This window comes from Streptomyces sp. NPDC054932, from assembly GCF_053610205.1.
Map to the genome: position 1 here is coordinate 1 of NZ_JBSGXU010000051.1, position 23,685 is coordinate 23,685.

Here is a 23,685-nt window from a genome sequence, read left to right on the forward strand (position 1 = left end):
GACCTGTCGCCCGGTCAGCGGCCGGCCGGTCGGCCGGTCGCGCGTTCAGCCGGCGCGTCGTCCGGTCAGTCCACCGGGCGTACGGCACGCGGCCCCACGCACTCCACTCCGTACGCCCGGACCCGCTCCCGCAGTCCACGGTCGGCCGTGACCACGACACAGCCGCGCTCCGCATGGGCGGCGGCCAGCTCCACGATCCGGTCGTCACCGCTCCCCGGCGCCGGGTCCACCCGCACCCCGGGGACGGACTCGACGCCCCGGGCGGCGCCTTCGACGACGAGGATGATCTCCTCGTCCCCGCCCCGGGCGGCCAGCAGGTCGCGCAGCCGCACGGCCGCGCCCCGCCGGTCCCGCCACCAGCCGTCCGGCACGGAGCCCACGACGTTCGCGGCGTCCACGATCAGTACGCCCGTCACGGCGGCCTGCCCCTCAGAAGTCGCCGTAGTTGACCTGCCAGGTGGGCAGGCCCATCCGGCGCCAGATCGCGACCACCCGGTCCCGGTCGTCGAGCGAGACCCGGACCGCGTAGCGGTGGCGCACGTGCTCGTCGAACAGCTGCGCCTTCACCACGTCGTCGCGGCGCGTGTCGCCCGCCGCGCGCATCCACAGCTCGTCGTACGGCACCTCGTGGCGCCGCAGCCAGGCCTCCGTCTGCGGGCGGTGCTCCTCGCCGCGCCCCGACAGCAGCACGATCACGTCTCCGTCGGCGCGCCGGAAGGCGTCGAGCGCGTGCCGCACCGGCTCGTTGAGCAGGTCGAGCTCGCAGCGCGAGAAGTCGTACGGTCCCCGGTCACCGGTCAGCGCGAGCGTGCCGTCGATGTCGCACATCACCGCCGCCGGCAGCGCCGGGTCGGGGACGTACTCCGTCACGGGCGGGGCGGCCACCCCGCTCGCCCCGCCGTTCATCCACGCGTCCGTCAGCCGCCAGCCGCCCTTGCGCGCCTTCTCGTGCTTCTCCGCCAGGATGCGGATGATCTCCTCACCGACCTGGCGCTCGCGGGCGGCGTCCCGGCGCAGGCACTCCTCCAGCGGGACGTCGGTGAAGTCGTGCACGACGAACGTCGCGAGACCGCCGACCGCGGCCTTGAGCCGCTTGGGGATGTGCTTGGTCAGGTGGGTGTTGTCGACGACCACGTCGAAACCGCCGTCGACCGCCGCACGGACCGCCGCGTCCTGGACGGTCAGCACCGTCTGCTCGTGCGCGTAGCTCCGGCCTCGCTCGGGATCCGGCAGGTCCAGCATGAGTCGCAGGTCGTCGAGGTTGACGCGGCGCATGCGGCCCCCGGCCTCGGCCTGCAGGGCCCGGGCGGCCGTCGTCTTGCCGGAGGCCGGCAGGCCCGTCATCACGTGGACGACGGGCAGCGGAGCCTCCTCGGCAGCGGCCACGGGTGTCTCGTCGGACACGGGTCAGTTCTCCTCGTCGTTCGTGAAGGGGTCGGACGTCTCCGGCCGCACGTTCCGCCATACGGCGAGTTCCGTGGGCCGGCCGTCCAGGCGCAGGAACATCGCGGCCCGGACCTCACGGTCGGGCAGTTCCTTCGTGGCGCGGGCGAAGGCCCCGCGGTCCGCCGCCAGGTGGACGAGTCCCGCGTACGCCTCGTCGATGGCCCGCTCGCGCCGCGCGGCCTCGTCCTCGATCCGGTCGATCACCTCGCGCACCCAGGTGTCGAACTCGTCGGGCACCTGGTCCAGCAGCGCGTCCAGCGGCTTGCCGCCCGAGGCCTCGATCTCCGCGACCGTGGTACCGAGACCCTGGGCGAGCTGCTTGACGGGCAGGCCCGCGAAGCGCTGGATGCCGTGGGCGCGCCAGATGTCCCGCTCGGTGATTTTGGTGAGGACCCGGTGGAGCCGTACGTACTCGGACAGCTTGGCCTTCGCGCGCACGCCGGAGGCGAACCGCAGGACGAAGCCCTCCGCCTGGGTACCGGTCGCGGAGGCGCCACCGGGCAGGGTGTTCGACTCGGTCAGCGCGATCAGCTCGTCGATGGGCATGGCGGGCCATACCGTGACGACGGAGCCGATTCCCTCCCAGTGCGACGCGGCCTCGGCGAGCGGGACCTCCGTACCGCCCCGGCCGAAGGCCGCGAGGAGGACGAGGTCCCGGCGCTCGCCGTAGTCGACGACGATCCGGTTCTGCGGGTACAGGATCTCCGCGAGGTAGGTGGTGCCGGGGCGCAGGCCCGCGGTGTCCCGGCCGTCGAGCCGGCGCTGCGCCCAGGTCGCCTGGGCGCTGATGAAGGACCCCTTGGAGGCGACCCGCCAGCGGCCCGCGTAGTGGAAGACGACGGCGAGGCTGCCGTCGACCTTGTCGTACACCTCGAACGGCTCGTCCGGGAGGGCCGGGGCGTACGGCTGACCCGACTCGTGCTCGCCGACGTTGAAGAACTTCGGCAGCGGCAGGGCGACGATCGCGCCGGTGGTGTCGTCGGCGACGAGACCGCGGCAGCGTGTGGTGACCTCGTTCCAGACGCGCTCGTACTGGGCCGTCCGTGTGTAGGTGTAGATGGACAGCGGCAGTTCGGGGTGCGACTTGCGGGTCACGTACCCTGCGTCGATCGATTCCGCCAGCGCCTGCGCGGGCAGCAGGTCATGCAGAGTCAGGGTCTCCTGGCTCATGGGGTCCTCCCGGTTTGAGATGGCTCATTCTCGCTCGCGGGAGGGTGTGCCCGGTAGTCAATTATGCCTGGTCGGGGCGCCACCCAGGCGGTTGATGTCGGCGGGCCGCAGGATGTGGCCGGGGACCTCCGTGCCGGGCGTGGCGACCGCGATCATGGCGCGGCCGAAGGCCTCGGAGGTGATGACGAGGTCCGGGGCGACCTTCCGCACGAGCGGCACGAGGGGGCCGGTGACCGCGTAGAGGAACCGGTAGAGCCGGGTCTTGGACGGCACTCCGCGCACCGGCTGGACGATGCCGGGGCGGAACATGTAGGCGCGGAAGGGAAGTTCCAGCAGGTCGTTCTCGGTCTTCCCCTTGACCCGGGCCCACATGGAACGGCCCCGCTCGGTGCTGTCCGTGCCCACTCCGGACACGTAGACGAAGGTCATGCCGGGATTGGCGGCGGCCAGCGGCCGGGCCACGGCGAGCGTCAGGTCGTAGGTGACGCGCCGGTACGCCTCCTCCTTCATGCCGACGGAAGAGACCCCGAGGCAGAAGAAGCAGGCGTCGTACGCGCCCGGATCGACCCCGGCGGCGGACAGGTCGGACGGATCGCCCTGGACGCGCTCGCGCAGCTTGGGGTGGCTGACACCGAGCGGGGTGCGTCCGATCGCGAGGACGCTCTCGACCGAGTCGTCGCGCAGGCATTCGCGCAGCACGCCCCGGCCGAGCATTCCCGTCGCGCCGAAGAGGATGACGTTCACGGGGGCAGCCTAGGCGGTGTCCGGTCGATCGGATCGGATCAGGGAACGGTGTCCGATGCCATGAGGTGTCGTCGAGGCAACCGGCCCCGTTCCGCAACCAAATGTCACCATTTCGGGTATTTTGGGCCGACGTGGGCCGACCTCCGGGAGTGAGTGAACATGGCGACGGTGCTGGTGACGGGCGCGACAGGGAACGTCGGTGCGAAGGTCGCCACGGAGCTGCGTGAGCGTGGCATTGCGGTCCGCGCCTTCGTCCGCGACCCGGATCGTGCGGCCGCCGTTCTCGGCGGCGGGACCGAGACGGCGCACGGCGACTTCGCGGAGCCTGCGTCCGTCCGGCGGGCACTCGACGGCGTCGAGCGGATGTTCCTTCTCTGCGCGAACGACCCCAGGCAGGTGGAGTACGGGACGAACGCGATCGACGCGGCAGCGGCCGCGGGTGTCCGGCAGGTGGTCATGCTGTCCACGATCGGCGCAGCGGCCGGTTCCTCGACGGTCTTCTTCGACCAGCACGGCCGCATCGAGGAGCACCTGCGGGGCTCCGGCATCCCGTCGGTGGTGCTGCGCTCGAGCCACATGATGTCGAACATCCTCGGTTCCGCCGCGACCATCCGGCAGGCAGGCCGCTTCTTCCTCCCCGCCGGTGACGCGCGAATCGCGATGGTCGATCCGCATGACGTGGCCACCGCCGCAGCCGCGGCGCTGGCCACGTCCGGGCATGACGGCCGGACTCACGTCCTCACCGGCCCGGAGGCGATCACCTACGCCGAGGTCGCGCGGCTGCTGTCGACCGTCCTGGGCCGCCCGATCGAGTACGTGGACGTGCCGGACGACGCGGCGGTCGCGGGGATGGCCGGGGCCGGCCTGCCGCAGTGGCTCGCGGAGCAGGTGGTGGCCGTCTTCGAGGCGCTGCGCGGCGGTGAGAACGCGTCCACCACCGGCTCGGTACGGGAACTGACGGGCCGTGAGCCGCGCGGCTTCGAGGAGTTCGCCCGCCGGGCGGCCCCGTTGCTGGTCGGCGAATAGCACCTCCTCGGCGCCGACAGGACTCCGCCAGGACGCGGTCGAGGAGAGACAGGTAGCTGACGCGGCGGTGTGGCGGTAGGTGGTGGAAGCACCCCGAGTCGACGACCAGGTCGTACGGGCCGCTCAACTCGGTGGCGGGGAGGGCGAAAGCGTCACCGCACAGGACCCGGATGTCGGCTTCAGCCTCGTGAGCCCGGTCCTCGCCCCAGGCGACGGCAACGGAAGACCGGGTCCCCGGTGAGGATGCGGGGGTGTCGCCGCCACCACCACGTCTCCGGGGAAAGGCCCCGTGCACTGGGCCATGGCCATGACGGATCCGCATCATCGACCACCCCGGCCGGGGAGCCACAAATCAGTGGAGCCGCCCCGCTGTGCGCCGTTACCGTGCTGCCGGACAAGTCGTCTAGGCAAGGACGTTCCGTTGTACACCCTGTGAGACCCCCCGAGTGCTGATTCGTCGCGCGTCGCGCATGTGCGCCGCGCTCCTTTCTGCTGCGGTCTTCTCACTGGAACCGGTGTACTTCTGTGCTCAATACCTGGGTGGTCGCTCCCACCTGCCTGCCGCTCGTTCTCCGCCGATGCCACTCGTGCGCGTCCGAGCGCTTCCGGGCGAACGGCAAATTTCGCGTCAACGCCAACCACAAGCTCCTCGACGCCTGGCTCCTCGTGCTCTGCACCACTTGCGGGGACACGGCGAAACTCACGGTCCTGGAGCGGGTGCACGTGCGCTCCGTACGACCCGAGCTGCTGGACCGACTGCATGACAACGACCCGGGCCTGGCAGCTGTACTGCTCCAGGATCCGGTCGTGAGGCGCCGCAATCACATCGCCCTCGACTGGGACGGCGCCTGGTGTCTCGACACCGGCGGATCGGATCACCTGGACCGCGAGGTGATCGACGTCTCGGTCCGCTTCGCAGCGCGGATCCCGGTCCGGCCGGTGCGATTGATCTCTGAGGGGTGCGGTCTTTCACGGGCCGAGGTCGAGAGACTGATCACGGACGGGAAGCTCGTCTCGGCGGTCCGGCTGAGCGGCAGGCTCTCCGGGGACTTCACCTTCACGCTCAAGCGCTGACCCGTCCCGGGACAGCACACCCAGGTCCTGTCCGGCGGAATCCGCCGGACAGGACCTAGTGGGAGACGCAGAGCTCGTTGCCCTCGGGGTCGGCGAGCGTCGTCCATACGCTGGGGCCCTGGCGGCCCTCGTGGAGGTGTTTGGCGCCACGCGCGATAAGGCGGGCGACCAGCTCCTGCGGGTCGTCGGAGCCCGTACGGACGTCGAAGTGGGCCCGGTTCTTGACGGTCTTGGGCTCGGGGACGAACTGGAAGAGGACGCGGGGCGCGCGCTCCAGGCCCTCCGGGTGCCGGATGGCGGCGCCCGCCTTCCAGACGAGGGTGCCGCGGTGGGTCTTGGTGTCGTCCTCGCTCGCGTGGCCCGCTTCGATCAGGCCGCGGATGAACGGCTCGTCGCTCGGCTCCACTTCCCAGCCGAGGGCGTCGGCCCACCAGTCGGCGAGGGTGTGCGGGTCGGCCGAGTCGATGGTCACCTGGAATGTGTAGGCCATGCCGGGACCCTACTGAGGTGTCAGCGCCGTCGCCACACGACGGGCGGGCGCGGGTGTCATCGGCCCGTTGCCCCGCGCCGGGCGGTGAGGTGGGCGGCGACGAGCGCGATGAAGGTCAGCAGCCATGCGCCCACGGCGATCCAGAGCAGCACCTCGCCCAGTGGCCGCAGCCAGGCGATACCGGCCGGGTCGGCCACGGAGAGGCAGGCGGTGGCGGTCATACCGAGCGGGAAGACGGTGGCCCACCGCCGGATGTCGTAGCGCGGGCGCGGGTGGCGCAGTTCGGCGGTGAGGAGGACGACGTACCAGACGAGGGACAGGGCGAGCACGACGAGGGTGACGGTACGCAGGGTGTCGTGCGCCGAACCGGTCCATACGGGTGACGCCGTGAGCTTGGATCCGGCCAGGGCGGAGATGGACAGCGCGCCGCCCGCCACCCAGTGGTCGCCCGCCCCGCCCACCACCTCACGGAGGTCGAAGCGGAAGAGGGCGGCGAGGTAGAGCAACAGCCCGAGGCAGAAGCCGGCCAGCGCCGCCACGGCCAGCCGGTCCTGGTGCTCGGCGGTGGCGAGGGAAGCGGCGAGGACGGAGAGCCCCTGCGTGGCCACGCAGCCGAGGAACGCCGCCCCCGGCATGCGCCGCCCCCAGTGCCGGACGACGTTGAACAGCAGTCCCGGCCACAGGAGCGTCGCCACCACGAGCAGTACGGCGGCCACCAGCTGCCAGCCCTGCAGTGAGAGCCGGGTCCCGATGACGGTGGTGGCGGCGATGCCCGTCAGCGCGGCCGGCGTGTCGGCCTCGGCACGGAACCGCCCGCGGTCGCCCAGCAGCCGGGAGGTGAAGTCCGCGGCGAGTACGAGCCACAGCGCCACGGCGACGGCGAGCGCGGCCAGTGACACCGGCTCGTGCCCGGTCAGCTGCAGGCCGACGGAGATGATGGCGGTGGCCATGACGGCGGCTCCCGCCGCCGGCGGGAGTCCGGACCACCAGTCACGGCCGGGGAGGATGCTCACGCCCCCAGCGGACCCCACCGGTACGCGGGCCGCCAGCGGACAGGGCCGACCGGCGCGGGAACCACACGGCCGGGCGTGCAAACCTGTTGCACGCAAGATCAAGCAAATCTGCGCGCGATGCACAGGGCGGGATCCGGGCCGGTCCTAGGCTCGGACTCAGACGCGGACCTGCCGGTCCGTCACAGGGGAACGGACCGGCAGGTCCCCGATCCCTCGTCGGACGTGCGGCCACCCCTCCCCCCGCCCCGGCCCGCACGCCCTCCCCGCCCCGGCCGCATGCAACCCGCCCCCCATCCCCGCCCAGTCCGGCGCTCCGACAGGCGCCGCCGAGGAGGGGAAATCCGCGCGCGCCACCGGCGCGGCCGTCCGGGCCCGCAGTAGCGTCGGACCCCCTCTTCAGGTGGCCGGAACTCACGCTTGCCAGCCCGGTTAGGTCTACCTAACCTATGGCTCGCCCACGCTCGACACCGCGGCACGACTTCGGGACCCGTCCCCAACCGAAGGAGCCTCCCCCCATGAACCCCATGAACCCCGTGAACCCCCTGAACGCACGTCTCGACCATGCCCGGCCCTACGCCGTCGGCCTGTTCCGGATCGTCACCGGCCTGCTCTTCGCCTCGCACGGCGCCGCCTCCCTCTTCGGCGTCCTCGGCGGTGCGCACGGTGGCGGCACCGTCGCCGCCGGCGCCTGGCCGGGGTGGTACGCCGCCGCCATCCAGCTCGTCGCCGGCGCCCTGGTGCTGCTGGGCCTCGGCACGCGGGTGGCCGCCTTCGTCGCCTCCGGCTCGATGGCCTACGCCTACTTCACCGTGCACCAGCCGGGTGCGCTGTGGCCGCTGCAGAACGGCGGTGAGGCCTCGGCGATGTTCTGCTGGGCCTTCCTCCTGCTGGTGTTCACCGGCCCCGGCGCGCCGGCGGTGGACCAGCTGTTCGCCTCCCGCTCCGCCGCCACCGCCGGTCGCCGGGACGAGCAGCGGCCGGAGACCGTGACCGCCTGAGGAATCGATTCAGCATCACTCGCTCCCCCGGCGCCCGGGCCCCTCAGCGGGGCGTCGAGACCAGCCCCGTCTCGTAAGCCATGATCACGAGTTGAACCCGGTCCCGGGCGCCGAGCTTGGTGAACAGACGCGACACGTGCGACTTGGCCGTGGCCGCCGAGATGAACAGCTCCCCGGCTATCTCGCCGTTCGAAAGGCCCCGCCCCACCAGGGTCAGCACCTCCCGCTCGCGCTCGGTGATCCCCGTGACCGCCCGCGGCGCCCGCTCCTGCGGCTCCGCGGACCCGGGCGCGCGGACGAAGTCGGCGATCAGTCTGCGGGTGACGCCCGGCGCGATCAGGGCGTCCCCCGCGGCGATCACCCGGATCGCTGCGAGGATCTCCTCCACGGCCATGTCCTTCACGGCGAACCCGCTCGCACCGGCGCGCAGCGCCCCGTAGACGTGGTCGTCCTCGTCGAAGGTGGTCAGCACGAGCACCTTGACCGCCTGCGTCCCCTCCGTCCCCTGCGTCCGCAGCGTCTCCTGCGTCCCCGTGGTGATGAGCCGGGTGGCCTCGATGCCGTCCATGCCCGGCATCCGGATGTCCATCACCACCACGTCGGGGCGGAGTTCGGTCGCGAGGCGGACCGCGTCCGTGCCGGTGCCGGCCTCACCGACGACCTCCAGGTCGGCGGTGTCGGCCATCAGCACCCGCAGGCCGGACCTGACCAGCGGCTGGTCGTCCACGAGCAGGACGCGGATCGCCCGCTCGGGAGCCACGGTCATCGAAGCCCGTCCACAGCCGCCACGGCGACCGGCAGCGGCAGTACCGCCGCGACCCGGAAGCCGCCGCCGGGACGGGAGCCGGCGCTGAAGCGGCCGTGCAGCAGGCTGACCCGCTCGCGCATCCCCGTGATACCGAATCCCGTACGTCCGGTGCCGTCGGGCGCCCCGCGCCCGTCGTCGACAACCTCCACGGTCAGCTCCCCTTCCCCGTATCCGATGGTGACCCGGCAGTGCCCGGTACCCGCGTGGCGGACCACATTGGTCAGCGCCTCCTGCACGATGCGGTACGCCGACAGGTCCACCTCGGGCGGCAGTTGGCCCCGCAGCCCCTCCCACCGTACGTCGACCCGCACTCCGGCGTCGGCGGTGGTCTCCACCAGCCCGTCGAGGTCGGCGAGTCCGGGGGCGGGCCCGAGCGGCGCCTGCTCGTAGGCGCCCTCCGGCTGTGCCCGGCGCAGCGCGACCAGCGTACGGCGAAGGCCCGACAGGGTTTCGCGGCTGGTGGCCTCGATGGCCCGCAGCGCGGCCCGGGCCTCCGTCGGCTGGGTGTCGATGACCCGGCTCCCGACACCGGCCTGGATGGCGATCACCCCGATGCTGTGGGCGACCATGTCGTGCAACTCGCGTGCGATGCGCAGCCGTTCGGCGGTGACGGCCTCGGACACCTCTTTCGTGCGCAGCTCGTCCGTGTGCTCCCGGCGCTCACGGAACCGCAGGCCGGTCATGTAGACGGCGCCCAGGGACAGGAACGCGATCAGGCTCGTGCTCATCAGGTCGTACGGTCCCATCGTCAACAGCGCGACGGCCGGGCACTCCACCACGAACACCATGACGAGGGCGATGACCGCGTCCCGCCGGGGGCGGGCGGCGACGATGAGCCCGAGCACCAGGTCCGAGGCGAGGAAGACGAGGAACCGGCCCGGGCTGTGGTCCCGGCTGGCTCCCGCGACGACCATGCCGCCCAGCAGGGTCAGGGTCAGTACCACCAGGGGCCGGCGCCGCAGCAGGGGGACGAGCGGGGTCACGGCCAGCAGCAGCACGACCCCGAGGAGCGGCCCTGCTGCGTACGGGACACCACCGATGAGCAGGCCCACGATGAGGACGTAGAGACACGCTCCGCCCCAGGCCCTGAGAGCCGCCGTCCGCCGCCCTGCTGCCGAACTCCGCGCGGTGTGCGCGGTCTTCGAAGGCTCCGCGCCCTTCGTACGCGCCGCGCTCTCCCCGCTCTCCGGGCTCTCCGGGCTCTCCGGGCTCTCAGGGCTCTCAGGGCTCTCCGGGCTCTCCGGGCTCTCCGCAGTCCTGTTGTTCTTCGGTGACTTGTCCATGGCCCGACCGTAATCAGCCGCCCGGGGGCCGTACATCGGCTCCCGGGCGTACGCCCCCGGGCCAGGGTGCCCGGGCGGATTCCGCCGGCCGCCCGATGTGCGGGGACCGGGTGCCCCGACAGGGTGGGCCGAGTGATCGAGGTCAAGGAACTCACCAGGACGCACGGCAGCCGGACCGCCGTGGACCGGCTCTCCCTCACGGTCCGGCCCGGCGCGGTGACCGCGTTCCTCGGCGCCGCCGGGGCCGGCAAGACCAGTGCGGTCCGCCTGATGCTGGGGCTGGACTCCCCCACCTCGGGCACGGTCTCCGTGTGCGGCGTCCCGCTGCGCGGACGCCCGCGCAGCCCCCACCAGATCGGGGCCCTGCCCGAGCCGGCCGAACTGGGCGCCCGGCGGACGGCCGGTGCGCTGCTGGGGGCACGGGCCCGCGCGCACGGCATCGGGGCCGGCCGGGTGGCCGAGGTGCTGGCGGAGACCGGCCTGTCGCAGGAGCAGCGGCGGCGCGTGGGAACGTACTCCCCCGCGATGCGGCAGCGGCTGCGCATCGCCGCGGCGCTGCTCGGCGATCCGCCGGTGCTGCTCCTCGACGAGCCGCTGGACGGGCTGGACGCCGAGGGCGTGCGGTGGGCCCGGCGGCTGCTGCGCGCCCTGGCCGCGCAGGGCCGTACGGTCGCGATCACGGGTGTCCGCGCGGCGGAGACGACGCAGACGGCCGACCGGATCGTCGTCCTCGACCGGGGCCGCCGGGTACTCGCGCAGTCCGCGGCCGGGTTCGCCGCCCGGAGCGCGGCGGCCCGGGTGATCGTGGGCACTCCGCGCTGCACCGAACTGGCCGCCCTGCTGGCGGGCGAGGGCGCGACGGTCGTCCGGTCCGCCCCGTCGGGGCCCGGCCGGCTCGCCGTGACCGGTACGACGGCCGAGCGCGTCGGCGCCCTGGCCACCGAGCACGGCATCGTGATCCTCGAACTCGACACCCGCAGGCCCACGTTGGAGGAGGTACTGGACGAACTCTGCGCCGGCTCCGGCGTCGTGCCTGCGGGCTCCGGCCCGGACGCCGGCCGATAGCCTGGGCGCATGGAGGAACTGGGTGGGGTGGAGATCATCGGCTTCGCGGACGCCGAGGCGTTCGAGAGCTGGCTGGCCGAGCACCACACGCGCCATGAGGGCGTGTGGATCAAGCTGGCCAAGAAGAAGTCCGGGATCGCGTCGGTCACCGACGACGAGCTGGTCGACATCGGGCTGTGCTACGGCTGGATCTCCGGCCAGCGGCGCGCCCTCGACGAGCTCCACTACCTGCAGAAGTACGTGCCGCGGCGGCCCAGGAGCCTGTGGTCGCAGGTGAACGTGGACAAGGTCGCGGCGCTGACGGAAGCGGGGAGGATGCGCGAGCCCGGGCTCGCCGAGGTGCGCAGGGCACAGGCGGACGGGCGGTGGACGCACGCCTACGAATCGCAGCGGACGGCGACGGTGCCGCCCGATCTCGCGGCGGCGTTCGAGGCGAACCCGCAGGCCCGGAAGGCGTTCGAGGCGCTCGACCGGACCGGGCGCTACCAGGTGATCCTGCCGTTGCTCCAGGCGCTCACGCCGGAGACCAGGCGGGCCCGGCTCGACCGGGCGGTGCAGCTGCTGGGGGGAGACGGAGCCGGCGGGTGATCCCGCCCGGCACGGCGCCGGGTCTGCGCCGGGACTGCGGGGGGACTGCAGGGGGAAGGCGTCAGGCCCGACCTCCCCGTGGGGAGGCCAGGCCTGGCGGGAGGCGGAGCCGCAGGTCAGGAGCGCTCGTCGCGGGCCTTCTCGGCACGCTCCGCGTTCTTCTCCTTGATACGGACCGCTTCCTTGCGGACCTCGGCCTGAGTGGCGCGCTCGCGCTGCAGCCACTCCGGGGCTTCCTGCTTCAGCGCTTCGATCTGCTCCGTGGTGAGGGGCTCGGTGACCCCGCCGCGGGCGAGGCCGGCGATGGACACGCCCAGCTTGGCGGCCACCACCGGTCGGGGGTGCGGACCGGTGCGGCGCAGGTCCTGCAGCCACTGGGGCGGATCGGCCTGGAGCGCACTCAATTCGCTGCGCGAGACGACACCCTCCTGGAACTCTGCGGGGGTGGCCTCGAGGTACACGCCCAGCTTCTTCGCCGCGGTCGCGGGCTTCATCGTCTGGGTGTTCTGGTGCGACGTCATGGTGTCAAGAGTATCGAGCGTGTGCGCTACCTCCGACCACGACCGGTAACCTTGCGGGGTGACAGGCTCGGAAGTACCCCATTCGTTCCGGCTCGCTTATGTCCCCGGGGTGACACCCAGCAAGTGGGTGCGTATCTGGAACGAGCGGCTGCCCGACGTCCCGCTGACCCTGGTCGCGGTGTCCCCGACCGAGGCGTTCGGCGTGCTGCGGGCGGGCGGCGCCGACGCCGGATTCGTGCGGCTGCCGGTCGACGGTACGGACCTCAGCGCGATCCCCCTCTACACCGAGACCACCGTGGTCGTGGTCCCCAAGGACCACCTCGTTGCCGCGGCAGAAGAGGTGTCCACCGAGGATCTCGCCGACGAGATCGTGTTCCACCCCCTGGACGACACCCTGGACTGGCAGCAGCTGCCGGGCAGGCCCGCGCTCGAGCGCCCCGAGACGACGGCGGACGCGATCGAGCTGGTGGCCGCCGGGGTGGGCGTACTCGTCGTCCCGCAGTCGCTGGCCCGTCTGCACCACCGCAAGGACCTGACCTACCGGCCGGTCTCGGACGCGCCCGCCTCGCGGGTCGCACTGTCGTGGCCGCAGGAGGAGACCACCGATCTGGTGGAGGAGTTCATCGGGATCGTCCGCGGCCGGACCGTGAACAGCACGCGGGGCCGCGCGCCGACCCCGCCGCAGCCCAAGACGAAGCGCAAGCGGCCGGAAACGGGCTCGGCCGGCGGCGGTGGCGGTGCGCAGCGGAAGCCGGGAGCCGGGAAGTCCGCGGGCGGGAAGTCCGGATCCGGTAAGTCGGCGTCCGGGAAGCCGGCGGGCAAGAACCCGCGAGGCGGTTCCGCCGGTTCCGGCGGCGCCAAGGGCGGCAGGAGCGGCAAGCCCCGCCGCCGCCCGTAGGACCGGTCCAGTACCGGCCGGGCCGGGGCGGCCTGGCTTCGGGGATCCGGATCGTCCCGCGGTGTATGCAGGGGGGATGGATCTCCGGTCGTCGCCCCCACGTCACCACCGGTCCCCTCAGGTGAGGCAGGCACAGCTGGCGGTCCCGTTCGTGCTGATCGCCCTGGTGACGGCGGTCGACGTCCTCGCTCCTCCCGAGGTGCACCTGGGACCGTTCCTGGCCGCCGCACCGGCGGTGACCGCCTCGTTCGCGGGGCCCCGGACGACGGCCTTCGTGGGTCTGGTCGCGGTGCTGGCCCAGGTGGTCGTCGCGATGGCGCGCACCAGCCTGACCGACCTGAACCACACCTTCCAGATCATCGCGCTCGTGATGATCTCGGTGTTCGTGACCTTCTTCGCCCACCTCCGCGAGGTGCACGAGAAGGAGGTGACCCAGCTGCGTTCGGTGGCGGAGACCGCCCAGCAGGTGGTCCTGCGGCCACTGCCCGACCGGATCGGCCCCTTGGGCGTCGCCTCCGTGTACCTGGGGGCCGCGGCCGAGGCCCGGATCGGCGGCGACCTGTACGCCGCCGCCCGTACGGCCACGGGGACCCGGCTGATCATCGGCGACGTCCGGGGCAAGGGGCTGGAGGCGGTCGGGGACGCCGCGCTGGTCATGGGCGCCTTCCGGGCCTCCGCCCACCAGGAGGCCGGGCTGGCGGGCCTGGTGGACTACCTGGAGGCCGCGGTCTCGGCGGACCTGGACGGCGGCGGGGATCCGGGCGAGAGTTTCGTGACCGCGGCCGTCCTGGAGATCCCCGACGCCGAGCCGGTGCTGCACCTGGTCAGCTGCGGCCATCCGCCGCCGCTGCTCGTGCGGCGCGACGGCGGAGCCGTCGGGCTGGAGGTGTCCCGGCCGTCACCGCCGCTGGGGCTCGCCGGGCTCGTGGCATCGGCCGTCACCGCGCAGAGCTTCGCCTTCGCCGAGGGCGACGTCCTGCTCCTGTGCACGGACGGCGTCCTGGAGGCGCGCGACGGGGCTGGCACCTTCTACCCGCTGGCCGAGCGCGTGACCGCATGGTCCGGCCTGCGCCCGCAAGTACTGCTGGACCGCCTGTGCGAGGACCTGCTCGCCCACGCCGCCGGACACACCCTGGACGACGACGCGGCGATGGTGGCGATCGAGCGGGCCCCGGCCCCGTAGGCAGGGCGCGTGTCGAGTCGTGATCATCGGATGTCCGGGCGGGGCCTCATGGGACACGGCCCGGCACCCGGCTCAGGTTCCGGGGAGGATACGGCGCGTTTCGTAGGCCCACATCGCGATCTCGACCCGGTTGCGGGCGCCGAGTTTGGCCATCAGGCTCGCCAGATGCGTCTTCACCGTGCTGAGGCTGATGTGCAGTGCGTCGGCGATCTCGGTATTGGTCAGCCCGCGAGCGACGGCGAGGAGCACCTGCTCCTCGCGGGCGGTGACGGGGGAGACCGGCTGGGCCATGGGCCGGCCGGCGGGCAGGTCCGCGAATGCCTGGAGCAGACGGACGGTGACGCTGGGCGCAATGAGCGCCTCACCGCTGGACGCCGACCGTACGGCCTGGGCCAGAAGGTCCGGTCCCGTGTCCTTGAGGAGGAATCCGCGGGCGCCGGCACGCAGCGCGCCGTAGACGTACTCGTCGAGGTCGAAAGTGGTGATGACGACCACGGCCAGCGGGTCGGCGACGCCCGGGCCGGCGACCAGCCGGGTGGCCTCGAGCCCGTCGAGTACGGGCATGCGGATGTCGAACAGACAGACGTCGGGGCGCAGTTCGCGGGCCAGACGTACCGCCTCCCGCCCGTCGGCGGCCTCGCCGACCACCTCGATGCCGGGCTGGGCGTTCAGTATGATCCGCAACCCGGTGCGGATGATCGTCTGGTCGTCAGCGACGAGGACGCGAATGGACACCGCTCTCGCTCCTCGCTCCCGGCAGTTCGGCGTCGACGTGCCAGCCCCGGTCGGTACCCGGGCCGGCTCGTAGTGTGCCGCCGAGCAGCGTCGCGCGCTCGCGCAATCCGGTAAGTCCGTATCCGTCGCGACCCCGGCCGGTGCGCCGGCCGTTGTCGCGCACGCTCACCCGTACCGTGTGCCGTTCCGCGGCGACCCGGACGACGACCTCGGTCGCGTCGACCGCATGGCGCAGCGCGTTGGTCACCGACTCCTGCACGATCCGGTAGACGGCCGCGTCCACGGCCGGGGGCAGCGCGTCCAGCTCGCCGTCGAGCCCGAGGTCGACCCTGAGGCGACCACCGGGGGTGCGCACCAGGCGCTCCAGATCCGCGACACCGGCAGGCGGCGCCAGCTCGGCGCCGACCCCGCGGTCGCGCAGCGCGGCGACCATGGCGCGCATCTCCTCCAGCGTGCGCGCCCCTTCCTCCTCGACCCCCTCCAGCGCCTCGACGGCGGCGGACGGGTCGGTGCCCGCGAGCACCCGGCCCGCCTGAGCGATGATCACCATGGCCGACACGTGGTGGGCCACCGTGTCGTGCAGTTCCCGGGCGAGCTGCTCGCGCTCGCGGGAGCGCACCTGCTCCAACTGCCGCTCGCGTGCGGTCCCCCGGAACCGCACGGCAGCCCCGACCACGCCGGGCAGCAGCAGGAAGGCGAGGCCCACGACGTTTTCGAGGAACGGGGTCTCGTCCATGACGGAACACAGCACTCCGGCCGCGAGGATCACCGCGCCGCCCAGCACGATCTCGCGCCCCGATCCCCACCGGGGCAGCGCGTACACCAGCACGAGCACGACCCCGCTGGTGTACAGGCCGACGGGCTCGCGCGGTACGACGACGAGCGAGACCACCGGAAGCAGGACCACCGAGCCGAACGCCAGCGTCACCATCGCCAGCGGGCGGGTCCGGCGCCACAGGGGCAGCAGCCACAGCCATACGGCGAACACCACCGCCACCGGCCGCCACACGACGTTCTCGCGCAGGGTGGCCTCGAGCACCACACCGGCAAGTCCCGCGGCGAGCAGCGCCCAGTCCCGCCGCACCCGGGCGGGCGCGTCGGGCGGCCGGGGTTCGGTCCACAGGTTTCGCAGGTCGTCTCGGAGCACGGTTCTCAGCCTAGGGACCACGGCGTGGCGCGCATCGGCCGAAAGGACGGGTTGTCACTCCACCCCTGGGCCGACGGATCCGCGGCCCGCGGGCCGATGCCACGGAGCGCCGTGGCGACGAGCCTCGACATCGGCGGCCGTACAAGGACGGCCGACGACGTGGTTGGAGGACCCGATGCTCTCGAAAGCCCTGTTGCGCCTGGGCGGGGGCGCCGCCCGCCATCCCTGGCGGGTGATCGCGGCATGGCTGATCGCCGCCACGCTCGCCGTCCTCGCCGCCGTCGCCTTCGGCGGGCGGACCGCGGACTCGATGACGGCTCCGGGACTGGACTCCGGGCGGGCCGCGGAACTGATCGAGCGGGCAGGCACCGACCAGGAGGGGATGACCGCCCAAGTGGTCGTCACCCCCCTCGACGACGGTGCGACGTTCTTCGACGACGACGCGCGCGCCGCTCTCACGCGGCTGCAGACCGAGGTGAAGCGGCTGCCGCACGTGCTCGGTACGAGCGACCCGGCGGGGGCACTCGACGCGGGCGGGGACACCGCCGTGCGCGGCGGCCTTGTCTCGGCCGACGGGCGGATCGCGGTCGTCCGGGTGCAGTACCCCGACCAGAGCCGGCTGTCGGCCGAAGACCTCGACGCCCTCGTCGGACTCGGCGACCGGCTGCGCCCCGAGCTGCCGCTGCGCATCGAGATGGGCGGGAACCTCTTCTACGCCTTCTCCGACCCCGACGGCGGCGCGAGCGAGCTGATCGGCCTCCTCGCCGCGGCCGCGATCCTGTTCCTGGCGTTCGGTTCGCTCGTCGCCGCCGCGCTGCCGATCGGCATGGCGGTCTTCGGGCTGACCATCGGAGTTGCCACGATGACGGTACTGGCGGGGGTGACGGACGTCCCGACCTTCGCCCCCGTCCTGGGCAGCATGGTCGGGCTCGGAGTGGGCATCGACTACGCGCTGTTCGTGCTCGCCAGGCACCGGGAGTACCTCGCGCGCGGGCTCGATCCCCACGAGGCAGCGGGGCGAGCGGTGGCCACGGCGGGGAGGCCCGTGGTCTTCGCCGGCGGCGTCGTCGTCGTATCGATCCTCGGCCTGGCGGTCGCGAACGTGCCGTTCATGACGGTGGGCGGGCTCGCCGTCTCGATCGTCGTTCTGATCATGGTGGTCGCGTCGGTGACGCTTCTGCCGGCCTTCCTCGGCGCCGCCGGCCCACGCCTGGCCCGGGCCGGCCGGGTCGGCCGGGCTCTGCAGACCGGGAAGCCGGGCCGACTCGCACGGCGGCGGGACACGGTGGCGGGCGCCGCTCCCGCCGCCGGTTGGCGGCGCTGGATCGGGCACGTCGGCCGGCACCCGGTGCCGTACGCGGTCGGCGCCGCGGCGCTGCTGCTGACGGCGACGCTGCCCGTGCTCGGCCTGCGCGTCGGCCTGCCCGACGACGGCTCACTGCCCCACAGCCGTACCGAGCGCCGGGCCTACGACCTCGTCGCCGAGGGATTCGGCCCGGGCACCAACGGTCCCCTCGTCATCGCCGCGGACCCCGCCGGTGATCCGGGAGTGCTGGACCGACTCGTCGGGGCGGTCGCGGCGGATCCGGGCATCGCATCCGTCGCGCCGACGCACGTCGATCGGGCCACCGGCATCGCGACCCTCGTGGTGTTCCCGACCACCAGCCCTCAGGACAGGGCCACGACCGACACCATCGCCCGGCTGCGCACCGACGTGCTGCCCACGGCGATCGGGGACGGCCCGGCCAGGGCCCACGTCGGCGGCGCCGCCGCGAGCCTGTCCGATGTGGGCCGACGCACCAGCCAACGCCTGCCGGTGTTCGTCGCCGCCGTGCTGGCGATGTCGTTCCTGCTGCTGATGCTGGTCTTCCGCTCGGTACTCGTACCGCTCAAGGCGGTACTGCTGAATCTGCTGAGCATCGGCGCGGCCTACGGCATCATGGTCGCGGTCTTCCAGTGGGGCTGGGGAGGCGCACTCATCGGGCTGGAAGCGACGGTTCCGATCGTGTCGTTCATCCCGATGTTCCTCTTCGCCATCCTGTTCGGCCTGTCGATGGACTACGAGGTGTTCCTCCTCTCCCGCGTACGCGAGGAGTACCTGCGCACCGGCGACAACGGCACGGCGATCGTCGAGGGCGTCTCGGGCACCGCCCGGATCATCACCTCGGCCGCCCTCATCATGGTGGCGGTCTTCCTGTCCTTCGCCGTCGCCGAGGACCCCTCCACCAAAATGTTCGGGCTCGGCCTGGCCACCGCGATCTTCATCGACGCCACGGTCGTACGCATGGTGCTGGTACCGGCGACCATGACACTCCTCGGCCGGACCAACTGGTGGCTGCCGAAGTGGCTGGACCGGATGCTTCCCCGCGGCCCGGTCGGCACCGACGACACCGACGCTGAACCCACGGGTGAGGCCGCGCGTCCACGGCTGGTTGAAGGTTGACTCAACTCCTGCCCGCCCGTCTTGAACCGCCAGATCACGCCCTCGAACTGCTGCCGCAGTCGCTCGGGGTACGGGCCGTACTCGCCGATCGGCAGGTACGGTACGGCTCGATGAACTCCCAATCCGGATAGGTCAGTTGCACTCGCGTCACGTAAGCCTGTCCATCGGCAGATTGATCACGACTCGATACGCGCCCCAGTCCGGGCCCGGTTTGCCAGAATCGGATCATGCTGACCCTCGGAACGATCGTCATGGGCGCCGCGGACGTGCGGCGGGCCGCGGAATTCTGGAGTGCGGCGCTGGGGTACGTACCCCGCGACGGCCGGGTGGACGACGGCTGGACCGTGCTGGTCCCGGCCGACGGCGGCGGGCCGGGCCTGGCGCTCGGCCGCAGCGTCACGCCGGTACAGGAACACCCGCGCGTGCACCTCGACCTGTACGCGGCGGACGCGGCGGAGCAGGAGGCGGAGGTGGCGCGGCTGGTGTCACTGGGCGCCCGGCACGTCGACTGGGACTCCTACCCCGAGGACCCGGACTTCGTGGTGCTGGCCGATCCGGAGGGCAACCGATTCTGCGTCATCGACGCCACGCACGGCTGAGACCGGCCGGGGGGACGGTCCAGCCGTTCTTCACGGCATCCGGATCCGGAGGCTCTGCAACGCCTGATGCGGGACGACTTGCAGTTCGGCCTTTGCGACTGACCGGACACGCCCCCGTCGGCGACGGCCGCTTCCTCAGGCCCTCCTTACCCCATCCTTAAATGGAACCTAAGACTCATCAGCGGTGCACCGAAACGAGCGAATGTCCGTTTCGGTGCGGCTAGCGTGCTGCCGGATTCCCCAACTCCCCAGTAACACAGAGGCAGGCACGCGATGGGCAGCACAGTCGGGCACCGGCGCAGGACGAGTCGTACGGCGAAGGTCACGGGCGCGATCGTGGCGGCGGCGGTGATCGGTGGGGCGGCCTTCGCGTTCACCGGTACCGCGCAGGCGACCTCCGTCGGCGCCGTGTACACGAAGTCCAGCTCGTGGAGCGGTGGTTACACCGGCCAGTACGTGATCACCAACGGCACCGGCCGGGCGCAGTCGGACTGGACCCTCGAGTTCGACCTGCCGGCGGGCACGAAGATCGACTCGCTGTGGAACGGCACCCACACGGTCTCCGGTCGCCGCGTCACCGTGAAGCCCGCGAGCTGGAACGGACAGCTGGCGGCCGGAGCTTCCGTCACCGTCGGCTTCGTCGCGAGCGGCACCGGGACCCTCGGTGACCCCACCGGGTGTCTGATCAACGGGGTGAAGTGCTCCGTGGACCAGGGCGCCACGGCTCAGCCGAGCGGGCGCCCCACCGCCCGGCCCACCGTCACGGCGAGCCCGGCCCCGACCGCGTCCGCCACGTCCGCCGCACCGACCGCGACCGCGACCGCGTCGCCCTCCCCCACACCGACCACCCCCACCCCGGCCCCCGGGGGCGGCGGCGCGCGCTTCGCCCCGTACGTGGACACCTCGCTGTACCCCGCGTACGACCTGCTCGACACTGCGACGAAGACCGGTGTGAAGGAGTTCCACCTCGCCTTCATCACCTCCGGCGGCGGCTGCGCCCCGCTGTGGGGCGGTGTCACCGACCTCGCGAGCGACAAGGTGGCCGCGCAGATCGGCGCGCTGCGCGCCAAGGGCGGTGACGTACGGGTGTCCTTCGGCGGGGCCGCCGGTCACGAACTGGCGCTGAACTGCGCCACCGTGGACGAGCTGGCCGCCGCGTACGGGAAGGTCGTCGACCAGTACCGGCTCACCAAGGTCGACTTCGACATCGAGGGCGCGGCCCTGCCGGACACCGCCGCCAATGCGCGCCGCGCACAGGCCATCGCCCGGCTGCAGAAGTCCCACCCGGGCCTGGACGTCGCCTTCACGCTGCCCGTGATGCCCGAGGGGCTGACCCAGCCGGGCGTGGCGCTGCTGGCCGACGCCAAGAAGAACGGTGTGCGGGTCGATGCCGTCAACATCATGGCGATGGACTACGGGCCTGCGTACAGCGGGGACATGGGGCAGTACGCGATCCAGGCCGCGACGGCCACACAGGCCCAGATCAAGGGCGTGCTCGGGCTCTCCGACGCCGCGGCCTGGAAGGCCGTCGCCGTCACGCCGATGATCGGTGTGAACGATGTCGTGAGCGAGATCTTCACGGTGGAGGACGCGACGCAGCTCGTGGGCTTCGCGGCGTCGAAGGGGATCGGCCGACTGGCCATGTGGTCCTCCACGCGGGACAAGCAGTGCGCGGCGGGCGCCGTCAACCACGCCGACGCGACGTGCAGTTCGATCCTCCAGCAGCCGCTGGCCTTCACCAAGGCGTTCTCCGCGCTCAAGTAGATCGGGTCGACGGGGTCGGTCGAGCTGCCGGGATGCGCTCGAACGGCGAACGGGCCCGCCGCACATGACGTGCGGCGGGCCCGTCGTCACGCGCTCCTACGCGAGGATGCCCGCGCGGGTGGCGAAGTCGAGTGCCGTGTCGAGGCGCGGAGCCGGACGGCCCTCGACGTGCGCCGCCGCCATCAGTGCCGCCACGGCCTCGGCGTCGGCCTTGCGTTCCCGGGCCAGCGCCGCGAAGCGGGCGACGGCTTCGGTCAGGCCCCGCTCCAGCCCGCGCGGGGCGTCGAACGAGGACACGGTGAGTCCGAGGAACTCCTCCTCCGAGCCGACCCAGGCCGCGGCCCCCTCCAGCCCGTCCTCCCGCACTTCGTCCGGGTAGGGGATCCGGTGCCACGCCCCGCCCTCCCACCAGTAGACGAAGCCGAAGAGGTTGCCGGCGGCGTCGTCCCGCAGGAGCTCCCAGGGCAGCCAGTCGGGTCCGCCCTCGAGGAAGTCGATCTGCCGGTCGTCGACATGGGTGTGGCTGCCGTCGGGGTCCTGGCCGCAGAACACCGCGTGCCCCTCGTCCAGTACGGTCAGCCGCCACCAGCCGTCCGCGCCGGTGGAGTGGCACCACAGGCCGTCGTCGTCCAGGGCGAACTCACTACGGGTCGAGCACGCGGTGTCGACCATGGCCATGGTCACCGCCCTGGCCCACAGCAGTTCGGGGTGTTCGAGGTCTTCGGGCCGGCTCGGCGTGTGCATCGTGTTGTCTCCTCCCGGGTACCGGGAAAGCCTCGCACGCGGGCCCGGGTCGGCCGAAATGCCGATGTTCTGGGGGCCCGGTGACGGGGATCCTGTTGGTACGTCCCTTCGGACCGCTTTCCGCCGCTCCCTCCTGGGCAGGAGCCCCTTGCCATGCTCGTCCTCGACTCCACGCACACGAACACCGCACTGGCCCGGCGCGCCGTCCGGCGCTTCCTGCAGGCCAAGTGCCCGTGGGCCGACGTGAACGACGTACTGCTCGTGGTCAGTGAGCTGCTGGGCAATGCCGTCCGCCACACGGCGGGCGCGTGGCTGCTGCGGATGACCTGCCGGCAGGAGGCCCTGGTGGTCGAGGTCCACGACAGCAGCACCACCCTCCCGGTGCCGCGGGCCGGGGACCCCGAGAACGGGGGCGGATTCGGCTGGGGCATCGTCCAGCAGCTGGCCTCGTCCGTGACCGTCCGGCCCCACTGGGCCGGGAAGTCCGTACAGGACGTCTGGCGCCCGGCCCTGCAGGCACAGCCGGCCTGACCACTCCACCGCCCGGACCGCCCGGACCGCCCGACCGCCCGGCGGGCCGCCCGCGCCGCCCTTGCGGCGCGGCCCGAAGGCACGACGGGCAACCCGTGAGCCCGCTGCCCGCATGCTGAGAAGATCCCGCCCCCATCAAGCCCGCCCCCGAGCGGATCCCGCCATTGTGCCGACCTGGCCAACTCCCCTACCGGAATGCCGGGTTACGGTCCGGCCATGCCTTCGAACATACGAACCGGCCCTGTTCCGCGCAGCCGCCGCGCCCTGTTGCGCACCGCCGTGGCCGGCACGGCGGCCGCCGGAGCGGGTCTGACCCTCGGTGCCGCCTTCCCCGCCTTCGCCACGTCGTGGGACCCGGAGGAAGCCGAACAGGTCACCACGCCCGCGCAGGCCCTGCGGCGGCTGGCGGCCGGCAACCAGCGATGGCGGAACCGGGACCAGGAGCACCCGCACGAGTCCGTGGCCCTGCGCCGCCGGCTCGTCCAGGGACAGCACCCCTTCGCGATCGTGCTGGGCTGCATCGATTCGCGGGTTCCGCCTGAGCTGGTCTTCGACCAGGGGCTGGGTGACCTGCTGACCGTCCGGTCGGCGGGTGAGGTATTGGACGAGGCGGTTCTGGGGAGCATCGCGTACGGGGTTCTGGAGCTGCACGTACCGCTCGTGCTCGTCCTGGCCCATCAATCGTGCGGAGCGGTCGCCGCGGCGGTCCGCGCCGACGGGACGGGCGAGCCGCTCCCCGCTCACATCCAGTACCTGGCCGATCAGATACGGCCTTCCATCGATCGCAGCCAGCAGGGCGAGGCCCGCATCGACGCGACGATCAACGCTCACGTGCGCAACGTCCGCCGCCGGCTGGCGGCGGAGCCCGACCTCGCCGGGAAGGTGGCGACGGGCGAACTGGCCGTGCTCGCCGCCCGCTACGAACTGCGCGACCAGCACGTACGCACCCTGTCCTGACGGTGGTGGTGCGTGCGGGCCCATCCCGGTCGAGCCTCCGACCGGGATGAGCCGCCATTCACGACCCTCAGGCGTTGACGCAGGTGTTGTGGGCGGCCGGGTTGAGCAGGCCGATGACGTTGATGCTGTTGCCGCACACGTTGATCGGAACGTGGATCGGGATCTGGACCACGTTGCCCGAAAGCACGCCGGGCGAGCCGACCGCGAAGCCCTCCGCGGTGGCGTCCGCCGACGCCGAGGACGCACCGCCGATGACCGCCAGGCCGAGCACCAGGGCAAGACCCGCACTCTTCAGAACACGCGACACGTGACATCTCCTTGTAACCGCACAGCGGTGCCGGAGCACCGCACGGCCCCGAGCGGGGCCGTCGCCCTTTCCTTCGGCAGCTGACCGCCTCCCGGCCTGGGTCGGGAGGCCCGGTTCCCTCGAAGAGGTGTCCTCGCGCCTCCGTTTGGGG

General features: G+C 72.4%; 25 protein-coding genes and 1 pseudogene. 12 read left to right on the plus strand and 14 right to left on the minus strand.

Going from position 1 to position 23,685, the window contains the following annotated elements:
- Positions 1 to 65: 65 nt before the first annotated feature.
- Genes ACWGE1_RS16505 through ACWGE1_RS16520 form a run of 4 tightly spaced genes read right to left on the minus strand, consistent with a single transcriptional unit; the run spans position 66 to position 3,360 of the window.
- Positions 66 to 416 (minus strand): NTP pyrophosphohydrolase, encoded by a 351-nt coding sequence (locus ACWGE1_RS16505; RefSeq protein WP_453421203.1) that lies wholly within the window; start codon positions 414 to 416, stop codon positions 66 to 68.
- A 13-nt stretch (positions 417 to 429) separates the two neighbouring features.
- Positions 430 to 1,404, minus strand: a complete 975-nt coding sequence (locus ACWGE1_RS16510; RefSeq protein WP_453421204.1) for a phosphatase domain-containing protein — start codon at positions 1,402 to 1,404, stop codon at positions 430 to 432.
- Between the two features lie 3 nt (positions 1,405 to 1,407).
- On the minus strand, positions 1,408 to 2,616 hold the full coding sequence (locus ACWGE1_RS16515; RefSeq protein ID WP_453421205.1) for an RNA ligase: 1,209 nt from the start codon (positions 2,614 to 2,616) through the stop codon (positions 1,408 to 1,410).
- Between the two features lie 57 nt (positions 2,617 to 2,673).
- Positions 2,674 to 3,360, minus strand: a complete 687-nt coding sequence (locus ACWGE1_RS16520) for an epimerase (protein ID WP_453421206.1) — start codon at positions 3,358 to 3,360, stop codon at positions 2,674 to 2,676.
- A 159-nt stretch (positions 3,361 to 3,519) separates the two neighbouring features.
- Here ACWGE1_RS16520 and ACWGE1_RS16525 point away from each other — a divergent pair, with 159 nt between their 5' ends.
- Complete coding sequence (locus ACWGE1_RS16525; protein WP_453421207.1) at positions 3,520 to 4,386, plus strand: SDR family oxidoreductase; 867 nt, start codon at positions 3,520 to 3,522, stop codon at positions 4,384 to 4,386.
- Positions 4,387 to 4,411: 25 nt separating this feature from the next.
- Here the strand turns inward: ACWGE1_RS16525 and ACWGE1_RS16530 are convergent.
- Positions 4,412 to 4,612, minus strand: a pseudogene (locus ACWGE1_RS16530) (class I SAM-dependent methyltransferase); the annotation flags it as partial.
- Between the two features lie 299 nt (positions 4,613 to 4,911).
- Between ACWGE1_RS16530 and ACWGE1_RS16535 the strand changes: the two are divergent.
- A complete protein-coding gene (locus tag ACWGE1_RS16535; protein WP_453421208.1) occupies positions 4,912 to 5,460 on the plus strand; it encodes a DUF1062 domain-containing protein in 549 nt (182 codons plus the stop codon).
- A 55-nt stretch (positions 5,461 to 5,515) separates the two neighbouring features.
- On the opposite strand, the gene ACWGE1_RS16540 is transcribed toward ACWGE1_RS16535, so the two are convergent.
- Together ACWGE1_RS16540 and ACWGE1_RS16545 are read right to left on the minus strand one after the other, a co-directional pair.
- On the minus strand, positions 5,516 to 5,950 hold the full coding sequence (locus tag ACWGE1_RS16540; protein WP_453421209.1) for a VOC family protein: 435 nt from the start codon (positions 5,948 to 5,950) through the stop codon (positions 5,516 to 5,518).
- Positions 5,951 to 6,006: 56 nt separating this feature from the next.
- Positions 6,007 to 6,963 (minus strand): tellurite resistance/C4-dicarboxylate transporter family protein, encoded by a 957-nt coding sequence (locus ACWGE1_RS16545; protein WP_453421210.1) that lies wholly within the window; start codon positions 6,961 to 6,963, stop codon positions 6,007 to 6,009.
- A 542-nt stretch (positions 6,964 to 7,505) separates the two neighbouring features.
- Here ACWGE1_RS16545 and ACWGE1_RS16550 point away from each other — a divergent pair.
- Complete coding sequence (locus ACWGE1_RS16550; RefSeq protein ID WP_453421244.1) at positions 7,506 to 7,961, plus strand: DoxX family protein; 456 nt, start codon at positions 7,506 to 7,508, stop codon at positions 7,959 to 7,961.
- Positions 7,962 to 8,004: 43 nt separating this feature from the next.
- On the opposite strand, the gene ACWGE1_RS16555 is transcribed toward ACWGE1_RS16550, so the two are convergent.
- Both ACWGE1_RS16555 and ACWGE1_RS16560 read right to left on the minus strand, forming a co-directional pair.
- Entirely contained in the window at positions 8,005 to 8,727 is a 723-nt protein-coding gene (locus ACWGE1_RS16555; RefSeq protein ID WP_453421211.1) for a response regulator, read from the minus strand.
- Entirely contained in the window at positions 8,724 to 10,052 is a 1,329-nt protein-coding gene (locus tag ACWGE1_RS16560; protein WP_453421212.1) for a sensor histidine kinase, read from the minus strand. The genes ACWGE1_RS16555 and ACWGE1_RS16560 overlap by 4 nt, the downstream gene beginning before the upstream one ends.
- A gap of 132 nt (positions 10,053 to 10,184) precedes the next feature.
- On the opposite strand from ACWGE1_RS16560, the gene ACWGE1_RS16565 reads away from it, so the two are divergent.
- Both ACWGE1_RS16565 and ACWGE1_RS16570 read left to right on the plus strand, forming a co-directional pair.
- On the plus strand, positions 10,185 to 11,117 hold the full coding sequence (locus ACWGE1_RS16565) for an ABC transporter ATP-binding protein (protein WP_453421213.1): 933 nt from the start codon (positions 10,185 to 10,187) through the stop codon (positions 11,115 to 11,117).
- Positions 11,118 to 11,126: 9 nt separating this feature from the next.
- Positions 11,127 to 11,705, plus strand: coding sequence for a YdeI/OmpD-associated family protein (locus ACWGE1_RS16570; RefSeq protein WP_453421214.1), 579 nt, complete (start codon positions 11,127 to 11,129; stop codon positions 11,703 to 11,705).
- Positions 11,706 to 11,821: 116 nt separating this feature from the next.
- Here ACWGE1_RS16570 and ACWGE1_RS16575 read toward each other — a convergent pair whose 3' ends face one another.
- The gene (locus tag ACWGE1_RS16575) at positions 11,822 to 12,226 is read right to left on the minus strand and encodes a DUF5997 family protein (protein ID WP_453421215.1); all 405 of its coding nucleotides are present in this window, start codon (positions 12,224 to 12,226) and stop codon (positions 11,822 to 11,824) included.
- Positions 12,227 to 12,284: 58 nt separating this feature from the next.
- Between ACWGE1_RS16575 and ACWGE1_RS16580 the strand changes: the two genes are divergently transcribed.
- Both ACWGE1_RS16580 and ACWGE1_RS16585 read left to right on the plus strand, forming a co-directional pair.
- Entirely contained in the window at positions 12,285 to 13,124 is an 840-nt protein-coding gene (locus ACWGE1_RS16580) for a LysR substrate-binding domain-containing protein (RefSeq protein ID WP_453421216.1), read from the plus strand.
- A 76-nt stretch (positions 13,125 to 13,200) separates the two neighbouring features.
- Complete coding sequence (locus ACWGE1_RS16585; RefSeq protein ID WP_453421217.1) at positions 13,201 to 14,307, plus strand: PP2C family protein-serine/threonine phosphatase; 1,107 nt, start codon at positions 13,201 to 13,203, stop codon at positions 14,305 to 14,307.
- Between the two features lie 72 nt (positions 14,308 to 14,379).
- Here the strand turns inward: ACWGE1_RS16585 and ACWGE1_RS16590 are convergent, their stop codons facing one another.
- Both ACWGE1_RS16590 and ACWGE1_RS16595 read right to left on the minus strand, forming a co-directional pair.
- Complete coding sequence (locus tag ACWGE1_RS16590; protein WP_453421218.1) at positions 14,380 to 15,042, minus strand: response regulator; 663 nt, start codon at positions 15,040 to 15,042, stop codon at positions 14,380 to 14,382.
- Complete coding sequence (locus ACWGE1_RS16595) at positions 15,017 to 16,189, minus strand: sensor histidine kinase (RefSeq protein ID WP_453421219.1); 1,173 nt, start codon at positions 16,187 to 16,189, stop codon at positions 15,017 to 15,019. Before ACWGE1_RS16595 ends, ACWGE1_RS16590 begins: the two co-directional genes overlap by 26 nt.
- 175 nt (positions 16,190 to 16,364) lie before the next feature.
- On the opposite strand from ACWGE1_RS16595, the gene ACWGE1_RS16600 reads away from it, so the two are divergent.
- The 3 genes from ACWGE1_RS16600 (at position 16,365) to ACWGE1_RS16610 (ending at position 20,995) form a co-directional block, all read left to right on the plus strand.
- Positions 16,365 to 18,632 (plus strand): MMPL family transporter, encoded by a 2,268-nt coding sequence (locus ACWGE1_RS16600; RefSeq protein ID WP_453421220.1) that lies wholly within the window; start codon positions 16,365 to 16,367, stop codon positions 18,630 to 18,632.
- A 227-nt stretch (positions 18,633 to 18,859) separates the two neighbouring features.
- Entirely contained in the window at positions 18,860 to 19,231 is a 372-nt protein-coding gene (locus ACWGE1_RS16605) for a VOC family protein (RefSeq protein WP_453421221.1), read from the plus strand.
- 273 nt (positions 19,232 to 19,504) lie between these two features.
- The gene (locus ACWGE1_RS16610) at positions 19,505 to 20,995 is read left to right on the plus strand and encodes a cellulose binding domain-containing protein (RefSeq protein WP_453421222.1); all 1,491 of its coding nucleotides are present in this window, start codon (positions 19,505 to 19,507) and stop codon (positions 20,993 to 20,995) included.
- 96 nt (positions 20,996 to 21,091) lie between these two features.
- Here the strand turns inward: ACWGE1_RS16610 and ACWGE1_RS16615 are convergent, their stop codons facing one another.
- Positions 21,092 to 21,739 (minus strand): hypothetical protein, encoded by a 648-nt coding sequence (locus ACWGE1_RS16615; protein WP_453421223.1) that lies wholly within the window; start codon positions 21,737 to 21,739, stop codon positions 21,092 to 21,094.
- 153 nt (positions 21,740 to 21,892) lie between these two features.
- Between ACWGE1_RS16615 and ACWGE1_RS16620 the strand changes: the two genes are divergently transcribed.
- On the plus strand, positions 21,893 to 22,270 hold the full coding sequence (locus ACWGE1_RS16620) for an ATP-binding protein (protein ID WP_453421224.1): 378 nt from the start codon (positions 21,893 to 21,895) through the stop codon (positions 22,268 to 22,270).
- A 216-nt stretch (positions 22,271 to 22,486) separates the two neighbouring features.
- On the plus strand, positions 22,487 to 23,227 hold the full coding sequence (locus ACWGE1_RS16625) for a carbonic anhydrase (protein ID WP_453421225.1): 741 nt from the start codon (positions 22,487 to 22,489) through the stop codon (positions 23,225 to 23,227).
- Positions 23,228 to 23,294: 67 nt separating this feature from the next.
- On the opposite strand, the gene ACWGE1_RS16630 is transcribed toward ACWGE1_RS16625, so the two are convergent.
- Positions 23,295 to 23,534, minus strand: coding sequence for a chaplin (locus ACWGE1_RS16630; protein ID WP_453421226.1), 240 nt, complete (start codon positions 23,532 to 23,534; stop codon positions 23,295 to 23,297).
- Between the last annotated feature and the right edge of the window lie 151 nt (positions 23,535 to 23,685).

Excerpts from the sequence above, each read along its gene's own strand:
- ACWGE1_RS16600 (WP_453421220.1), top strand. The coding sequence starts at position 16,365 with ATGCTCTCGAAAGCCCTGTTGCGCCTGGGCGGGGGCGCCGCCCGCCAT.
- ACWGE1_RS16515 (WP_453421205.1), bottom strand. The coding sequence starts at position 2,616 with ATGAGCCAGGAGACCCTGACTCTGCATGACCTGCTGCCCGCGCAGGCG.
- ACWGE1_RS16610 (WP_453421222.1), top strand. The coding sequence starts at position 19,505 with ATGGGCAGCACAGTCGGGCACCGGCGCAGGACGAGTCGTACGGCGAAG.
- ACWGE1_RS16615 (WP_453421223.1), bottom strand. The coding sequence starts at position 21,739 with ATGCACACGCCGAGCCGGCCCGAAGACCTCGAACACCCCGAACTGCTG.
- ACWGE1_RS16625 (WP_453421225.1), top strand. The coding sequence starts at position 22,487 with ATGCCTTCGAACATACGAACCGGCCCTGTTCCGCGCAGCCGCCGCGCC.
- ACWGE1_RS16605 (WP_453421221.1), top strand. The coding sequence starts at position 18,860 with ATGCTGACCCTCGGAACGATCGTCATGGGCGCCGCGGACGTGCGGCGG.
- ACWGE1_RS16525 (WP_453421207.1), top strand. The coding sequence starts at position 3,520 with ATGGCGACGGTGCTGGTGACGGGCGCGACAGGGAACGTCGGTGCGAAG.
- ACWGE1_RS16620 (WP_453421224.1), top strand. The coding sequence starts at position 21,893 with ATGCTCGTCCTCGACTCCACGCACACGAACACCGCACTGGCCCGGCGC.
- ACWGE1_RS16560 (WP_453421212.1), bottom strand. The coding sequence starts at position 10,052 with ATGGACAAGTCACCGAAGAACAACAGGACTGCGGAGAGCCCGGAGAGC.
- ACWGE1_RS16555 (WP_453421211.1), bottom strand. The coding sequence starts at position 8,727 with ATGACCGTGGCTCCCGAGCGGGCGATCCGCGTCCTGCTCGTGGACGAC.
- ACWGE1_RS16570 (WP_453421214.1), top strand. The coding sequence starts at position 11,127 with ATGGAGGAACTGGGTGGGGTGGAGATCATCGGCTTCGCGGACGCCGAG.
- ACWGE1_RS16585 (WP_453421217.1), top strand. The coding sequence starts at position 13,201 with ATGGATCTCCGGTCGTCGCCCCCACGTCACCACCGGTCCCCTCAGGTG.
- ACWGE1_RS16575 (WP_453421215.1), bottom strand. The coding sequence starts at position 12,226 with ATGACGTCGCACCAGAACACCCAGACGATGAAGCCCGCGACCGCGGCG.
- ACWGE1_RS16540 (WP_453421209.1), bottom strand. The coding sequence starts at position 5,950 with ATGGCCTACACATTCCAGGTGACCATCGACTCGGCCGACCCGCACACC.